Source organism: Miniimonas arenae (assembly GCF_006351005.1).
In the GTDB taxonomy this organism is placed as follows: domain Bacteria; phylum Actinomycetota; class Actinomycetes; order Actinomycetales; family Beutenbergiaceae; genus Miniimonas; species Miniimonas arenae.
Genome location: NZ_VENP01000029.1, coordinates 1 through 15,935, shown reverse-complemented (window position 1 = coordinate 15,935; position 15,935 = coordinate 1). Strand labels below are relative to the sequence as shown.

The following is a 15,935-nucleotide window of genomic DNA, read 5'->3' as shown; positions in this document are numbered from 1 at the left end:
ACCCGCCCGGCGTCGTGATCCGACTCGCTCGGCGACGGTACGTTCGGCGTCATGCCCGAGGACTCCTACCGCGCGGTCACCCGCCGCGCCTGGTGGCAGGAGACCAGCGCCCTGGTCACCTTCGCGGTCATCGCGGGCGTCGGGCTGCTGCTCGCGAGCGTCGCGCGGCGCACCACCCAGGCCTTTGACGAGGACCTGCGCGCGCTGCTCGACGGCGTGCCGCACACGGTCATCGAGATCGCCCTCCTCTCGCTCCAGACGGCGTTCCTCGTCGGCCTCGTCGCGACGCCCGTGGCACTCCTCGTCCTGCGCCGACCGGGCCTGGTGGTGCGCGGCGCCGTCGCGGCCGTCGTGGCGAACGCCGCGTTCCTCGGGGTGAGCCGGCTCGACTTCGAGCACGCGGACGGCTCCTCGCTCGCGCCGGTCGCGACCGTCAGCCACGTCCCCTCGTCGCTGCTCATCGCGTCGGTCGCGGCCCTCACCGCGACCCTCCGCCCGGTCGCCCGCGGCGCGTGGCAACGGATTCTCTGGTCCGCCCTCGTGGCGTTGGCGCTCCTGCGCACGCTCTCCGCGCCGGACGCACCGCTCGACGTCGTGCTCGCGATCGGCGTCGGCGGCCTCGTCGGCACGCTCGTCCTGCTCGCCATGGGGCGCAGTGTGCGCGAGCTGACGCCCTCGGGCCTCGCGGCCGCCCTCGCCGCGGTCGACCTGCCCGTCACGGATGTCGAGCCGCTCGGCCACGACGACGAGTGGGGCGTCCCCGTGCGATCGGCCAGGACCGGCCACGGGATCCTCGTTCGGGTGGTCGACGACCGCGCGTGGCGCACCGACACGCTCGACCGCGCCTTCCGGCGCATCCGCCTGCGCGACACGGGCGACGAGACGGCGCACGCCTCGCCGTCGCGCGCGGTGTCCGCCGAGGCCATGGTGGCGATGCTCGCCGCCGACCGCGGCGTGCACGTGCCGGCCGTGCTCGCCGTCGCGACGGCGCCGCTCGGGGAGGCGATCCTCGCCGTCGAGCGTCTGGACGCCACGCCCCTGGACGAGGTGCCGGCCGACGCGCTGACGCACGACGTGCTCGCCTCCGCGTGGCACGAGGTGCGCCGGCTGCACGAGGTCCGGATCGCCCACCGCGACCTCACTGTCCGCCACCTCGTGCTCGACGGCGATGGCCAGGTCTGGATCACGAACCTCACCCGGGGCGAGGCCGGGGTCGCGGACGCGCCGCTCGCGGGCGACGACGCCGAGCTGCTTGCCTCGACCTACGCGCTCGTCGGGGCCGAGCGCGCCGTCGCCCCCGCGCTGGAGGTGCTCGGCACGGACCGGCTGGTGGCCGCCGTCGAGCGGATCGTGCCCGCCGCGCTCACGCCTCGCACGCGCGCGGCCGTGAAGAAGGTGCCCGACGCCCTCGCGCCGCTCGTGGCGGAGGCGGCCCGCGCGGCGGGGGTCGAGGTACCGACGCCGGTCGCGGTCGAGCGGTTCAAGCCGCGCACGCTCGTGATGGCGCTCGCGCTCGCCGTCGCCATCTACGTGCTCGCCCCGCAGCTGGCCAACGTGTCCACGATGGTGAGCTCGGTCCAGGACGCGGACTGGACCTGGATCGGACCGCTCCTGCTGGCCTCGGCGGCCACCTACGTGGGCGCCGCGCTCGGCCTCGCGGGCGGTACCCCGGGGCGCGTCCCGGTGGGCGAGGCGGCCGCCGTCGCGCTCGCCGGCTCGTTCGTCGCGACGTTCTCCCCGCCCGGGGTGAGCACCGTGGCGCTCAACGTGCGCTTCCTGCAGAAGCGCGGCTACCCCACGCCGGTCGCGGTGTCCGCGAGCGCCGCGAAGGAGGCTGCGGTCGGGATCGCCCACATCGCGCTGCTCGTCGTGTTCGCGTTCTGGGCGGGCTCGACCGGGGTGCTGGCGGACGAGCTCGACAAGCTGCCGCCCGCGCACGTGCTCATCCTCATCGGGGTCGGCGTGCTCGCCCTGGCGGGCGGCGCGTTCACGATCCCGAAGATCCGCGAGCTGCTGCGCAAGACCGTGGTCCCGGCGGTCCGGGAGGCCGCCGAGGCGATGCGGCCCGTCGTCTCGAGCCCCGCGAAGCTCGCCGAGCTGCTCGGTGGGGTGGTGCTGCTCCCCCTCGGGTACGGCGTCGCGCTCTGGTTCGCACTCCAGGCCTTCGACCACTCGGCGAGCTTCGTGGCGACCGTGCTGGTCTCGCTCACGGCCGGCGCCGTGGCCAACGCGGCCCCGACGCCGGGCGGGATCGGCGCCGTCGAGGCCGTGCTGACCGCCGCGCTCACGGCCATCGGCATTCCGTCGGCGACGGCGTTCGCGGCGGTCCTGCTCTACCGCCTCGCGACGTTCTGGGTGCCGATCCTGCCGGGCTTCGTGGCGTTCCGGACGCTCACCGCCAAGGACGTGCTGTAGCAGGCGGCTCGCCGCCCGCCCTCCCTGCCGTGCGCGCCGCCCGTCCCCGCCATCCTGCCGTGCACCGCTGTTGGCGACGGTTGCGGAGCCATACGCTCCGAGAGCGTCACCAACGGTGTCGACGACCGACGTCGACCCCCGACGCCCACCAGACCCAAGCCCAAGCCGTCACGTCGAACACGCCTCGCCGCACGCACGAAGCCGCCCGGCCCAGCCGCCCTTCTGCAGCGCCCGCTCCACCTGACGCGCGGTGCGGCACGGCGTCCCCGCGATGTGTCGCCAGCGATATCGCAGGGTCCGCTCGCCCCGCTCGAGCACCATGGCGTTGTCGCGCCAGACGTCTGCGTCGGTCTTGTCACGGTGCAGTCGACCGTCGAGCTCGAATCGCACAGCGAACTCCTCGCTGACGACGTCTGCTCGGATGAGCACCCCCTGCACGACCTGCCGCTGCTGGCGAGTCATCCGGGGCAGCCCATGAGCGCGGAGCACGTCGCGATCGAACCGATGCTCGAGAGCGGACTCGATCCCTTCTGCGGCGGGCGAGAGCAGATCGGTGAGCAGGTCGCGATGGCGAGTCCGGTGTCTCCGCTCGAGCTCGTTGCGCAACGCGAGCTGCCCGCCCTGCCTTCGCACGGCGGCGGTGACGGTCGAGACGACCTCGTCGGTGCTGCTTGCCCGCCCGACCAGGTCGAGCGTCGTCACGGCGATCGGCGTGCGCGGCGGGAGGTCCACCGCGCGAACGCGGGCGCGCGTGCTGCGAACCCGTACGCCGGGCAGGCGTCCCCGCGCGCGGCGCGAGCGCGGGACGACGACCTCGATCTCCGCGGGCGGTACGGTCTGCAGTCGCTGCAGGTAGGCGGCCGTCTCTCCCGCCAGGGCCGAGCCGGGTCCGACGGCGAGCAGCGCCGCCCAGCACCGTGTCTCGAAGGAGACCGGACCGGCGTGCGTGACGTACGTGCCGCGGTAGAGCTGCTGCCACCGTCCGCTCTCGACCCGTGAGCGTCCGTAGCGCTCGGACCGCCCGGCCCGCACGAGCTGACCCATCGCGAGGACACGACCCTGGATGCGCTCGACCTCGGCGAGGTCGTCGTCGGTCAGGTGCGGGAACGTCTCGTACGGCAGCGACATGCCACCAGACTCACGCGGTGGCGTCGTCGACGGTCGGACGACTGTGGATGCCGGTGCGACGGCGTGCACGCCGTCGCGCAGTGGACAACCGGCTGTCTCGACAGGTGGCCGTCCCACCCACCCCGGGTACCCCGCGCCCATCAATGGCGACGTCTCCGGAGCGTATGGCTCCGCAACTGTCGCCATTGACGGGCCACGGATGCCGGGCCGCCCGTCCCCAGCGCTCGCAGCCGTCCGAGCCGACGCGAGGCGGCCGCCAACTAGGCTCGTTCCGTGGCCATCCTCCCCATCGTCGTGTCCGGCGACCCCGTCCTGCACACCCCCGCCGCCCCCGTCGGCGAGATCACCGACGAGCTGCGCACGCTGGTCGCGGACATGGTCGAGACGATGGACGCGGCCCCCGGCGTCGGGCTCGCGGCGCCCCAGGTCGGCGTCGGGCTGCGGCTGTTCACCTACGCCTACGTCGACGACTCCGACCGCCCGTGGCGCGGCGTGGTCATCAACCCCGAGCTGTGGATGACGCCGCCGGCGCCGGGCGAGCCCGACGAGGAGGAGGAGGCCGAGGGGTGCCTCTCGTTCCCCGGCGAGCGCTTCCCCCTGCGGCGCTCCGACCACGTCGTGGTGACCGGCACCGACCTCGAGGGCGCGGACGTGCGCCTGGAGGTCACCGGCTGGCGCGCGCGCATCCTGCAGCACGAGTTCGACCATCTCGACGGCGTGCTCTACACCGACCGCCTCACTCGCAAGGAACGGCAGATCTGCCAGAAGATCAGCAAGAAGCGCGGCTGGGGCGTGCCCGGGGTGTCGTGGACGCCCGGGGTCGACGAGGTCGGCGAGGGCTAGTCCCTCGAGCCGGCCGGCCGACGCGCGCTCACCAGCGGCAGGAACAGCTGCACGAGCGGACCGATCGCCAGCGCGTAGAGCACGGTGCCCACGCCCACGCTCCCACCGAGCACGAACCCGATCGCGAGCACGCTCACCTCGATCACGGTGCGCACCGCGCGCACGCTCCAGCCGCTGCGCGCCGCGATCGCGACCCAGAGCCCGTCGCGCGGTCCCGGACCGAGGTGCGCGCCCACGTAGAGCGCGCCCGCCAGCGCGTTGAGCACGACGCCGAGCACCAGCAGCACGATCCGCGCCGCCCAGCCCGTGGCCGGGGGCAGCACCGCGAGCCCGGCGTCGGCGGCCACCCCGATCACGACGACGTTGCACAGCGTCCCGACGCCGACCCGTTGCCGCAGCGGGATCCAGGCCAGCAGCACCGCGGCCCCGACCAGGATCACGACGGTCCCGAACGACAGCCCCGTGCGCCGCGCGACGCCCTGGTGCAGCACGTCCCACGGGTCCAGGCCGAGACCCGCGCGCACCATCATCGCCATCGAGAACCCGTAGAGCACGAGCCCGGCGAGCAGCTGCGGCAGGCGGCGGCCCAGGCCGGGCTCGCGCAGCTGGTCGACCGGGTGGCGGACGAGGGCGAGGACCGTTCTCACCGGGACATCCTGCACCGGATTGGCCTTGCTTTCGATAGCCACTTGCGATGAAGTGGCCCCGTGGACCACGTGACCCCCGTGACGGACCCCCTGCGCGACGCCGTGCCCGTGACCGCCGGTCGGCTCGCCGCGCTCGTGGGCGAGCCGAGCACCCGCCCCGCCTACGCCGCGCTCGCGGCCGCGATCCGGACGCTCGCCGTCGACGGGCGACTCCCACCCCAGGTGAGGCTGCCGAGCGAACGGGAGCTCGCCGTCGCGCTCGGGCTGTCCCGGACCACGGTGACTCGCGCGTACGCGGAGCTCACGGCGGCCGGCTGGGCGCACCCGCGGGTGGGCTCGGGCACGTTCCTCGCGCTGCCGGGACGGCGCGAGGTGCTGCCGGGTGCGCTCGTGCCGCAGGCGGGCGTGGCGCTCGACCTCACGGCGGCGGCCGCGACGTGCGTGCCCGGCACGCAGGCGCTCGTCGAGCGCGCCGTCGCCCGGCTCCCCGCACTGCTGCGCGGCCCCGGCTACGAGCCGGTCGGCCTGCCCGCGCTGCGCGCCGCGATCGCCGCACGGTACGCGGCGCGCGGACTGCCGACCGACCCGGACCAGCTCGTCGTCACCTCGGGTGCGCTCGCGGGCATCGCGCTCGTGGCCCGCACCGTGCTGCGCCGCGGCGACCGCGCGCTCGTGGAGAACCCGACCTACCCCAGCGCCGTCGGCGCGCTCCGCGCGACCGGCGCGCGTCTCCTGCCCGTGCCGGTGGGGCCGCGCGACGGGCTCGACCTCGACGTCGCGCTCGCCGCCCTGCGCGCGGCTCGACCGCGGCTGGCCTACCTCGTGCCGGACCACCACAACCCCACCGGTCACGTCCTGCCGGACGGCTCGCGCGCCGCGCTGGCGGCCGGGATCGCCGCCGTGGGCGGCACCGCGCTCGTGGACGAGTCGCTCGCCGAACTCGTGCTCGACGCCGCGCACGACGGCGAGCTGCCGGCCCCCTTCGCGGCCCACCTGCCCGGGGCGTACTCCGTGGGCAGCCTCTCGAAGCCGCTCTGGGGCGGCGTGCGGGTGGGCTGGGTGCGCTGCCCGACGGCGCAGGTCGCCGCGCTGCAGGCCGCGCGGCTCACGCTCGATCTCGGCGCCTCGGCGCTCGACCAGCTGATCGGGACCGACTTCCTCGAGGCCGAGCTGCTCGCCGGTGACGGGCCCGGACCGCTGCTCACGGCGCGCCTGGCCGGGCTGCGCACCCTGCGGGACGGCTGGCTCGCCGCGCTCGCGGCGCACGCTCCGGGCTGGGCGGCGCGAACGCCGCGGGGCGGGCTCGCCCTCTGGGTCGGGCTGCCCGATCCGGTGGGGCCCGAGCTGGCCGAGGCCGCGCTGCGGCGCGGTGTGGCGCTGGCCGCCGGGCCGCGGTTCACGTCCGACGGGTCGGCGCGGGACCGGATCCGGCTGCCGCTGACTGCCGACGTGGCCGACCCCGCGGCGACCGTGCGGCTGCTCGTCGAGGCGTACGCGGAGGTCGTCGCGGGCGGCGCGGCGGGCGCCGCAGGGGGCGAAGGGCGTGGCGCCGGCGCTCCCGCGCAGGCGCCCCCGCTCATCGCCTGAGACCGCGCGCTCCACACCGGCCGTGGCTCGCACCAGGCGACGCGCGTAGCCTCTCGGGATGGCGCCGTCGCCCCCGCAGACCGGTCAGCGCGCACGTGGTGCGCTGCTGGGCCTCGCGCTCGGCGACGCGCTCGGGATGCCGACCCAGGGACTGCCGTTCGAGGAGGTCCGCGCCCGCTACGGCCCGCTCCTCACGCAGCTGCACCCCGCGCCCGCCGACCACGAGATCGCCGCCGGCCTGCCCGCCGGCCGGGTCACCGACGACACCGATCAGGCGCTCCTCCTGGCCCGGCTGCTGCTCGCGGGGCACGGCGAGGTCGACCAGCACCGGCTCGCGGCCGACTTGCTCGCGTGGGAGGACGCGATGCGCGCGGCGGGCTCGCTCGACCTCCTCGGCCCGAGCACGCGCCGGGCGCTCGACGCCGTCGCGGCCGGCGCCCCCGTCGGGACCTCCGGGCGCTGGGGCGACACCGACGGCGCCGCGATGCGGATCGCGCCGTTCGGGATCGCACACCCCCTCGGGCAGCTCGGAGCGTTCGTGCAGGGCGTGCACCGCGCGGGCCGCGTCACGCACGACACGGGGATCGCCGTCGCCGGGGCGGCCGCCGTCGCCGCCGCGGTGAGCGCCGCCGTCGACGGCGCCGACCTCGCCGAGGCGACCGACCTCGCGATCGAGGCAGCGCACCTGGGCGCCACGCTCGGCCACCACGTCGGCGGCGCGGACGTCGCAGCCCGGATCGGCTGGGCGCTCGACGTGGTCGCGGAGCACCGGCTCGACGGCGGGCTCGAGCTGGTCGACGAGCTCGTGGGAACGGGGGTCGCCACGCAGGAGGCGGTGCCCGCCGCGTTCGCCGTGCTCGCCCTCACCCCCGACGACCCGTGGCTCACGGTCCGGGCCGCCGCGAGCCTGGGCGGGGACAGCGACACGATCGCCGCGATGGCCGGCGCGATCGCGGGAGCCCTGCACGGCGCGGACGCGTTCCCGGCCGACGCCACGCGGCAGCTGCTGGCGGCGAACCCCGCGCTCGCCGACCCCGGGACCGGCCTGACGGCCCTCGCGGACGACCTCCTCGCCCTGCGCCTCGGCGGGACGGCCCGGTGACGGCACGCGTGCTGTCGACGGTGTCGGTGCTCGTCGACCTGCCGTTCGCGGCGCCGCACCTGCCCGAGCGGGGCGGCGACGTGCTCGGCGTGGCGGGCGCGCCGACGCCCGGGGGCGGCTTCACGGTGGTTGCGGCCGCCGCGCGCCAGGACGTCGCGGCCGCCCTCGTCGGGCTCGTGGGCCCGGGGCCCTACGGCATGCTCGCGGCCCGCTGCCTCGCCCGGGAGGGCGTCGCCGTGCTCCTCACGCCGGAGGCGCCCGGGCCGGCTGACGCCAACGGCGCCACCGACACGGGCCTGTGCGTCACCATCACCGAGCCCGACGGCGAGCGCACGTTCCTCACGGCGCCCGGCCTCGAGGCCCACCTCACCCCGGGCATGCTGGCGGCCGTCCGGGTGCACCGCAAGGACGTCGTGGTCGTCTCGGGCTACGACCTGGTCAACCCGGGCGGGCGCGCGCTCGCCGCCTGGGTGACCGCCGTGCCGGACGCGTGCGTGCTGCTGGATCCAGGCCCGCTCGTCGGCGAGATCGACCGCGAGGTGCTGCTCGCCGTCGCGCATCGCGCCGACGTGCTGACGCTGAACGAGCGCGAGACGCGCCTGCTGGGCGGCGCCGCCGCCGTGCGCCACCTCGTGCGGCCCGAGGCGACGGTGCTGCGTCGTCGAGGCGCGGCCGGGTGCGTGCTCGACACCGGGACGTCGGCGCACACGGTGCCGGCACCTGCCGTCACGACCGTCGACAGCACCGGGGCCGGCGACGCGCACACCGGCGTGCTCGCGGCGGAGGTGCTGCGCGGGACGCCGCTGCCCGAGGCCGTCCGGCGGGCGAACGTCGCCGGGGCGCTCACCGCGAGCCGGCGCGGCCCGGCGACGGCGCCCACGCGCGGCGAGATCGACGCGCACCTCGCGCGGCACGGCGGCTGAGCGCGCCGTGCGCACGGGGCGCGCTACGCCGTCGGGCGCCGGAGCCGGTCCGCCCCCGCGACGCCGAGCGCGTGCAGCGCGAGCCCCACGAGCACGCCGAGGGACACCGCGACCATCGTGGCGCCCGCGGTGAGGAGCGAGGTCGCGCCGCCGGTCGAGGTGGTGAAGGTCTCCGTGAGGCCGACCAGCGCGAGCGCCCCCGGCACGAGCACCCAGAACCCGGGCAGGAACGACACGAGCGCGGGCGGGCCGCCGCGGACCGACGCGGCGTAGAGCGCCACCGGCGTCATCGCCATGGCGCCGACGAGGGCGGACACCACGCCGCCGAAGAGCAGCCCGCCGACCACCTGGCCCGCGTAGGCCACGGTCACCACGAGCAGGACCCACGGCAGGGCGCTGCGCCGCACGCAGTGGTAGAGCCCGACCCCCGCGGTGAACAGCACGACGCCGAGCCACGGTCCCAGCACGCCGACGCCGTGCGGCTCCTCGTCGAGGACGGTCGCTCGCACCCCGACGAGCGAGGCGGCCGCCGCGACCCCGACGGCGAGCAGCACCGTCTGCATCGCACCCGCCGCCAGGCGCGCCGCGCCCGCGATCATCTGCCGCGTGGCGAGGTCGATGACGCCCGTGGTGAGCAGCGCGCCGGGCAGGAACATCACGATCGGCGGCACGAGCGTGGGCAGCACCGCGACGCCGACGTCGAGTCGCGCGAGCCCGAGCGAGACCACCGACGTCCCGAACGCGCAGCTGAGCACCACGAGCGCCTCGAAGTAGGTCTGGCGGGCGCTCGTGAGCCGGCGCACGAGCGCAACCAGCACGCCGAGGCCGGCCACGACCAGGAGATCGAGACAGCCGCCGCCGAGGATGAGCGACAGCCCCACGCTGTAGACGGCATAGCCCGCCACCAGCACGGGCTCGGAGTACGGCGCCGGCGCGAGGCCGATCATCCGCAGCCGCGCCGTGGCCTCCGCCGTCCCGATCTCACCCGTGCGCGCGGCCTCGGCCAGCGTGACGACGTCCTCGACCTGGTCGAGCCGGAACGACCGCCCGCCCGCCGTCGCCGCGGCCGTCTGCGCCGACGTGCCGGGAAGCGTCACGAGCACCGCGGTCGGCAGCGCGATGATCTCGGCCTCGGGGAACCCGTGCACCTCGGCGACGTCGACGAGGACGCGCTGGACCTCGGCGATCGGGCTCGCACAGTCGATGAGCGCCTCGCCGAGCAGGACGAGGAACGCGACCTCGGAGGCCGGGTCGTGCGCGGGCGGCGTGGTCCCCGGCGGTGGGGTCGCCGCCGTGGGGGCGCCGGTCGGCGCGGCGGCGCCGGTCGGCGCGGCGGCGCCGGTCGGCGTGGCGGCGAGCGCGTCACCCGCGAGGACCGCTGTCACGGCCGTCGCCGGGTCGGCCGGGGTGCCCGGCGCGGTCTCCGGGGCCGCGGGTGCCGGCACGCCGGTCGCCCGCCCGGCCGCCCCCTCCTGCGCGAGCTCGCGACGGCGCAGCAGCGCGAGCACGACGGCCACCACGAGCAGCGCCGCGACGGCCACCCCGAACGCCAGGCCCGAGACCTGGGACGTCTCGACGGCCGGCCGCTGCTCCCACACGATCGTTGTCGTGGTGCCGCCCGGCGTCGTCGGCAGCTCCCCGCCGTCGGTGGTGCTCGGCGTCGACGGGGCGTCGGTGCCCTCGCTCGGCGCCTGGTCGGTGGCGTCCTCCCCCGCGGTGGTTGCGGTGGCGGGTGCGGACGGGGTGGGCGACGTCGTGGTCGGCTCGTCGGTCGGTGCCGAGGTCTGGTCCGTCGCCGAGGGCAAGGGCGAGGGCGTGAGCGTCGGGTCGACGGTGGTCACCTCGGCGGTGGGCGACGGCGCGATGAGGGTCGACACGAGCCGAACGTAACGCGCGGGGCGGGCCCACGAGAAGCGGGCGAGGAGCCGACGAGACGCCGACGTGGAGCCGTACCGATGGTGGGCAGCCTTCGCGCGGACTAGCGTCGAGGCGGACCCACGAGACGACGCAGGAGGACCCTGATGCCCACGGTGCACTACACGATCCCGGCCGCCCCCGCCGCGGCGCTCGCGCGCCTGCGCACGGCCGCCACGGCCTCGGACTGGCGGGTCGACCACGCGGCGAGCACGCACACCTCGCTCGTGCTCAAGCGGGACGCGGGCGAGAAGACGTGGGGCTGGTCGGCGACGATCAGCGTGCAGGACACCGACGGCGAGTCCACCTCGTTCGTGGCGACCACCGACGACGTGCAGAACGAGTCCGACTTCCGGCACACCCGGCACGCGCTCGCGGAGCTGTTCAAGGCGGCCGGCGCGCGCCGCGGCTGAGTCGCGACGTCGCGACCTCGATGTCGCGACGCGGCGCGTGGCGCGCCGACACGCCGCGCCACGCCCGCTTGCTGGACGCCAGATCACGGTTCGGTAACACTTGCGACGGACCCACATCGACGTGAGATCCCCGTGAGACAGCGAGGTGATGCGTGGCACTCGCAGGCGAGACCGGCCGGACCCCAGGGCATCGCACTCCCCCCGAGCACCGGTCGCACCGACGCGCCCCTGCGGCGGCACGCCCGCTCGCGCCTCGTCCCCGTCCCGCGCCTCGTACCGCACCGCACCACTCCGCACCGCACGCCCCCCAGCCGACCCGCCAGCCGACCCGCCAGCCGACCCAGCACAGGGCGCCCGCCGCGCCGGTGCTGCGGCGCGGCGCGTGGCACTGGCTCTGGGCGGCGCTCGCGCTCGTCGTCGGGGAGTTCGTGGCGTCGGCGGGCTGGGTGGTCTGGCTCGCGGCCGCGGGAGTCGTCGTCACCGGCCTGACCGGGCTCGTGACGCACCGCCCGTGGGCGCGGGTCGCGCTGTGGATCGGCCTCGGCCTCGCGCTCGGCGTGCTGCTGCACCTCGCGCTCGCTATCGTGCACCCCGACTCACCCGGGCTCGTCCCGCTCGCCCCCGTCCAGTGGTGAGCGCCGACGCCCGCGTCAACGTTTCCTTGACCTAGGATTGCGCCGTGGCCAGCAAGCACACCCAGCGTCTCGATCGCGCTGCCGAGTCCGTCAGCTCGATCAAGGACCCGCTGGCGCGCCTCGCCGCCGCCCGCGCCGCGCGGGAGCAGTTCGAGAAGCTCGAGATCGACCTCGTGCGCAGCCTCCGCAAGGAGGGCACCACGTGGCGCACGATCGGTGAGGTCTACGGCCTCACGAAGCAGGGCGCGCAGCAGCGCTTCCGGTCCGCCGACTCCTGAGAGCTCTCGGGGCGGGCGGTGAACGGCCGGTAGCGTCGCGGCCGTGCACGTCGCCTCCCTCCACCGCTACCCCGTGAAGAGCACCGCGCCGCACGACCTGCGCTCCGCCGTCGTCGAACGAGCCGGCCTCGTCGGTGACCGGCGGTGGATGGTGGTCGACCCGGACGGCGCCCAGATCACGTCCCGGACCGACTCGCGCCTGCTGCTCGTGCACGCCGCCCTCGCGCCGGACGATGCGCTCGAGCTGAGCGCGCCGGGGATGGCGACGCTCGCCGTCGGGCGTCCCGAGGGAGACGCGCGCGAGGTGACGGTGTGGGACGCGCCGGCGCTCGGCGTCGACGCGGGCGACGCGGCCGCCGCGTGGTTCGGGGAGGTGCTGCGGCGTGAGGGCGTGCGGCTCGTGCACTGCCCGGACCCGACGTGGCGGGCGGTCGGCGCCTCGGACCACACCGCGTACGCGGACGCGTACCCAATCCTGCTGACGAGCACGGCGTCGCTGGCGCGGGTGAACGAGTGGATCGCGGCGGACGAGCGCGGCTCCGACGCGGATCGTGTGCCCGTGCCGATGCGGCGGTTCCGGCCGAACGTGGTGGTCTCGGGCTCCGACCGCGAGCTCGCGCCGTTCGCAGAGGAGTCGTGGCGGCGGATCGTGATCGGCGGCGTGCCGATGCGCGTGATCGGGCCGTGCACGCGATGCGCGCTGACGACCGTCGACCCCGAGACCCTCGCGCGCGGGCGCCAGCCGCTGCGCGCGCTCGCGCGGCACCACAGGTCGGGTTCCGCGACGCTCTTCGGCGTCAACCTCGTGCCCGACGGCGAAGGAGCGATCGAGGTCAGCTCGCCCGTCGTCGTGGTCGAGTAGGCGGGGCCGGGGGGCTGGCGGCGCGAGGGGCGCGTGTCGGCGGCCGCGGCCGCATGGTGTGCGGTGTCAAGCCCCGGGTTTGACACCGGCGGTGACGCCTCGCCGGGGACCATCCCTGCTCGCGCGGGGAGCACGCCCTCCCAACGGTTCGCGCTCTCCCCGAACCTGGGGCCATCCCCGCTCGCGCGGGGAGCACGCGCTGCTGATGCTTCCGTTCGGGCACTCACCGGGGCCATCCCCGCTCGCGCGGGAAGCATAGGCCGGAGCAGTCCAGCCCGCTGGCGCGGGACGGGCCATCCCCGCTCGCGCGGGGAGCACCCGATCCCACTGCCGGTGCACGCCCGCGTCGACGGGCCATCCCCGCTCGCGCGGGGAGCACCCCTTGGAGGTCCCCGCGTAGAGTTCGCGGCGGGGGCCATCCCCGCTCGCGCGGGGAGCACGGGCCGGTCGGCAGGGGACCCGCGCTCGACCCAGGGCCATCCCCGCTCGCGCGGGGAGCACGATGTGCCCGGTCGGGTGAGGCCGCCGGCGAGAGGGCCATCCCCGCTCGCGCGGGGAGCACCGGATCGTCTCCGTCCGCCCCCTCGACGCCGACGGGCCATCCCCGCTCGCGCGGGGAGCACGGGCAGCTGCACGGCGTCAGGGGCGCGCGAGCGGGGCCATCCCCGCTCGCGCGGGGAGCACCCCTGATCCGGGCCCTCGCATCGTGCGAGGGCCTGGGCCATCCCCGCTCGCGCGGGGAGCACGTTCACCGCTCCGACGTACGAGGACGGCAACCGGGGCCATCCCCGCTCGCGCGGGGAGCACCTTCATGGCAGACGTCACCCCCCACCGCTACGGGGGCCATCCCCGCTCGCGCGGGGAGCACTCTCAGACGAAGACGATGGTCGTCGCGGCGCGCGGGCCATCCCCGCTCGCGCGGGGAGCACCACGAGATGACGAACGTGGGAATGCCCCACCTGGGGCCATCCCCGCTCGTGCGGGGAGCACTCAACCGCCGCCTCGCCGAAGTCCAGCGCCCCGGGGCCATCCCCGCTCGCGCGGGGAGCACGTGCGGCTCGCGAGGCCGTCGGGATTGCGCACCGGGCCATCCCCGCTCGCGCGGGGAGCACCGGCACACTGACCGCATGAGGACGAGATGGGGGGGGCCATCCCCGCTCGCGCGGGGAGCACCAGGTGTGGGTGCGTGGCGCGGGAGCACGGGGTGCTCGCTGCCGGGGCGCTGATCAAGGGCGGGCCATCCCCGCTCGCGCGGGGAGCACCCCATCGCGGCCGGGTCGGCGTTCACGGTGGTCGGGCCATCCCCGCTCGCGCGGGGAGCACATCCCCGCACCCCATGGCGACTTGCCGCACTTCGGGCCATCCCCGCTCGCGCGGGGAGCACGGGCAGGGTGCGGTCGCGTACCGCGGTGAGGAGGGGCCATCCCCGCTCGCGCGGGGAGCACTGCGCGCGCAGTGCGGGTTCGGTGGGGAGTCCGGGGCCATCCCCGCTCGCGCGGGGAGCACTACTGCACGCTCGTCTCAGACCCGGTCGACTGCGGGCCATCCCCGCTCGCGCGGGGAGCACGACCCCTGCACGAACGCCGACCACCCCGCCGCGGGGCCATCCCCGCTCGCGCGGGGAGCACTCGTCTAGCCAGTAGTCCGACGGTCGCGCTTGCGGGCCATCCCCGCTCGCGCGGGGAGCACGCAGCGGCGATGGCCTGTGCGGCCTCCACGCGCGGGCCATCCCCGCTCGCGCGGGGAGCACTTCGGGTCGAACGTCACGTTGGAGGACAACTTCGGGCCATCCCCGCTCGCGCGGGGAGCACACCCTCCGCACGGTGTTCGGGCCGGAGGGCCTGGGGCCATCCCCGCTCGCGCGGGGAGCACGCGCCCGCCCCGAGGAACCCCGACGCGGCGATGGGGCCATCCCCGCTCGCGCGGGGAGCACCGCCCGTCGCGCCCCTCGGGGCACGACGAGTAAGGGCCATCCCCGCTCGCGCGGGGAGCACCGCAGCGGGAGGCCGCCGGCACCCTGCCGGGCCGGGCCATCCCCGCTCGCGCGGGGAGCACGACCACGTCTCCGACCCGGCGATCTTGCGGGGGGGGCCATCCCCGCTCGCGCGGGGAGCACTCGTGGGTGACCCAGCGGCGGACGGGCGCGGCGGGGCCATCCCCGCTCGCGCGGGGAGCACCACGAGGCGGGCCGCGAGGTTCAGCGGGAGGCCGGGCCATCCCCGCTCGCGCGGGGAGCACGTGGCGGCCAGGTGTGCCAGAACGGTGGAGTCCGGGCCATCCCCGCTCGCGCGGGGAGCACCGCGCAAGTTCTAACGAGCGCAGGCGGAACAGCGGGCCATCCCCGCTCGCGCGGGGAGCACGTCGTCACAGCGGCCGACGACGTCGCCGCCGCGGGGCCATCCCCGCTCGCGCGGGGAGCACTCCGACGGCGCGGACGGGATCGTCGAGATCCTGGGGCCATCCCCGCTCGCGCGGGGAGCACGCGCCGATGTCCGCACCGGACCTGGCGAGACACGGGCCATCCCCGCTCGCGCGGGGAGCACGAGGATGCATGATGCAACCGCGAGATGTCACAAGGGCCATCCCCGCTCGCGCGGGGAGCACGAGTAGACGACCGGGGTGTTGATCGCGGACCGGGGGCCATCCCCGCTCGCGCGGGGAGCACGTCGCCTGCTTCCACCAGGCGTAGAGGCCGAGGGGGCCATCCCCGCTCGCGCGGGGAGCACAGGAACGCGTCCCGCACGGCCGGACAGTCGGGGGGGCCATCCCCGCTCGCGCGGGGAGCACAGCGCGTCCGGGATCAGCATCATCGGCAACCGCGGGCCATCCCCGCTCGCGCGGGGAGCACACGCAGCGGTGGGCGTGCAGGCGGCTCCACCTCGGGCCATCCCCGCTCGCGCGGGGAGCACAATGTGCTCTACCCCGGCGCGGGGTACGGGGCGGGGCCATCCCCGCTCGCGCGGGGAGCACTACCCCGGAACCGTCGCCGGGATCACCAGCGACGGGCCATCCCCGCTCGCGCGGGGAGCACTAGTTGGAGCCGTTGTGCGTCGTCGCTACCGCGGGGCCATCCCCGCTCGCGCGGGGAGCACGGCAGCGGGTGTGTCAGCGGCCACGGGAGACTGCCCGGAGACGGCCGCGACGCTGCCCGGTGGCGGTTATGAGAACTGCCCACTGACGGTCACGGG

General features: G+C 76.2%; 12 protein-coding genes and 1 CRISPR repeat array. Of the genes, 9 read left to right on the top strand and 3 right to left on the bottom strand.

Annotated elements, in window-relative coordinates:
* Positions 1–51: 51 nt before the first annotated feature.
* Positions 52–2,415: a lysylphosphatidylglycerol synthase transmembrane domain-containing protein gene (locus FH969_RS08765; protein WP_139986993.1), complete on the top strand. Its 2,364-nt coding sequence runs from the start codon at positions 52–54 to the stop codon at positions 2,413–2,415.
* A 168-nt stretch (positions 2,416–2,583) separates the two neighbouring features.
* Here the strand turns inward: FH969_RS08765 and FH969_RS08760 are convergent, their stop codons facing one another.
* Positions 2,584–3,543, bottom strand: a complete 960-nt coding sequence (locus FH969_RS08760) for a hypothetical protein (RefSeq protein ID WP_139986991.1) — start codon at positions 3,541–3,543, stop codon at positions 2,584–2,586.
* 273 nt (positions 3,544–3,816) lie between these two features.
* Between FH969_RS08760 and def the strand changes: the two genes are divergently transcribed.
* Positions 3,817–4,386: a peptide deformylase gene (gene def, locus FH969_RS08755; RefSeq protein WP_108718926.1), complete on the top strand. Its 570-nt coding sequence runs from the start codon at positions 3,817–3,819 to the stop codon at positions 4,384–4,386.
* On the opposite strand, the gene yczE is transcribed toward def, so the two are convergent.
* Complete coding sequence (gene yczE / locus FH969_RS08750) at positions 4,383–5,033, bottom strand: membrane protein YczE (protein WP_246071810.1); 651 nt, start codon at positions 5,031–5,033, stop codon at positions 4,383–4,385. The genes def and yczE overlap by 4 nt on opposite strands.
* Before the next feature lie 78 nt (positions 5,034–5,111).
* On the opposite strand from yczE, the gene yczR reads away from it, so the two are divergent.
* From yczR to FH969_RS08735, 3 genes are read left to right on the top strand one after another with little or no spacing between them, the layout of a single operon-like run.
* Positions 5,112–6,620, top strand: a complete 1,509-nt coding sequence (gene yczR, locus FH969_RS08745; protein WP_218975295.1) for a MocR-like transcription factor YczR — start codon at positions 5,112–5,114, stop codon at positions 6,618–6,620.
* 58 nt (positions 6,621–6,678) lie between these two features.
* Complete coding sequence (locus FH969_RS08740; protein ID WP_139986987.1) at positions 6,679–7,722, top strand: ADP-ribosylglycohydrolase family protein; 1,044 nt, start codon at positions 6,679–6,681, stop codon at positions 7,720–7,722.
* Positions 7,719–8,645 (top strand): PfkB family carbohydrate kinase, encoded by a 927-nt coding sequence (locus FH969_RS08735; RefSeq protein WP_139986985.1) that lies wholly within the window; start codon positions 7,719–7,721, stop codon positions 8,643–8,645. The genes FH969_RS08740 and FH969_RS08735 overlap by 4 nt, the downstream gene beginning before the upstream one ends.
* Positions 8,646–8,668: 23 nt before the next feature.
* On the opposite strand, the gene FH969_RS08730 is transcribed toward FH969_RS08735, so the two are convergent.
* Positions 8,669–10,522, bottom strand: a complete 1,854-nt coding sequence (locus FH969_RS08730; protein WP_139986983.1) for a threonine/serine exporter family protein — start codon at positions 10,520–10,522, stop codon at positions 8,669–8,671.
* Between the two features lie 144 nt (positions 10,523–10,666).
* On the opposite strand from FH969_RS08730, the gene FH969_RS08725 reads away from it, so the two are divergent.
* The 4 genes from FH969_RS08725 (at position 10,667) to FH969_RS08710 (ending at position 12,747) form a co-directional block, all read left to right on the top strand.
* The gene (locus FH969_RS08725; protein WP_139986982.1) at positions 10,667–10,972 is read left to right on the top strand and encodes a hypothetical protein; all 306 of its coding nucleotides are present in this window, start codon (positions 10,667–10,669) and stop codon (positions 10,970–10,972) included.
* A 365-nt stretch (positions 10,973–11,337) separates the two neighbouring features.
* A complete protein-coding gene (locus FH969_RS08720; protein ID WP_139986980.1) occupies positions 11,338–11,607 on the top strand; it encodes a hypothetical protein in 270 nt (89 codons plus the stop codon).
* Between the two features lie 44 nt (positions 11,608–11,651).
* Positions 11,652–11,885: a hypothetical protein gene (locus tag FH969_RS08715; protein ID WP_108718918.1), complete on the top strand. Its 234-nt coding sequence runs from the start codon at positions 11,652–11,654 to the stop codon at positions 11,883–11,885.
* Positions 11,886–11,928: 43 nt separating this feature from the next.
* A complete protein-coding gene (locus FH969_RS08710) occupies positions 11,929–12,747 on the top strand; it encodes an MOSC domain-containing protein (protein ID WP_199916461.1) in 819 nt (272 codons plus the stop codon).
* A gap of 106 nt (positions 12,748–12,853) precedes the next feature.
* Positions 12,854–15,839: direct repeats of the CRISPR family, unit length 28 nt; unit sequence GGGCCATCCCCGCTCGCGCGGGGAGCAC.
* Positions 15,840–15,935: the final 96 nt, after the last annotated feature.

Bases quoted from the DNA above. Each gene is read 5' to 3' on its own strand.
- FH969_RS08740 (WP_139986987.1), top strand. From the start codon at position 6,679: ATGGCGCCGTCGCCCCCGCAGACCGGTCAGCGCGCACGTGGTGCGCTG.
- FH969_RS08725 (WP_139986982.1), top strand. From the start codon at position 10,667: ATGCCCACGGTGCACTACACGATCCCGGCCGCCCCCGCCGCGGCGCTC.
- FH969_RS08765 (WP_139986993.1), top strand. From the start codon at position 52: ATGCCCGAGGACTCCTACCGCGCGGTCACCCGCCGCGCCTGGTGGCAG.
- FH969_RS08760 (WP_139986991.1), bottom strand. From the start codon at position 3,543: ATGTCGCTGCCGTACGAGACGTTCCCGCACCTGACCGACGACGACCTC.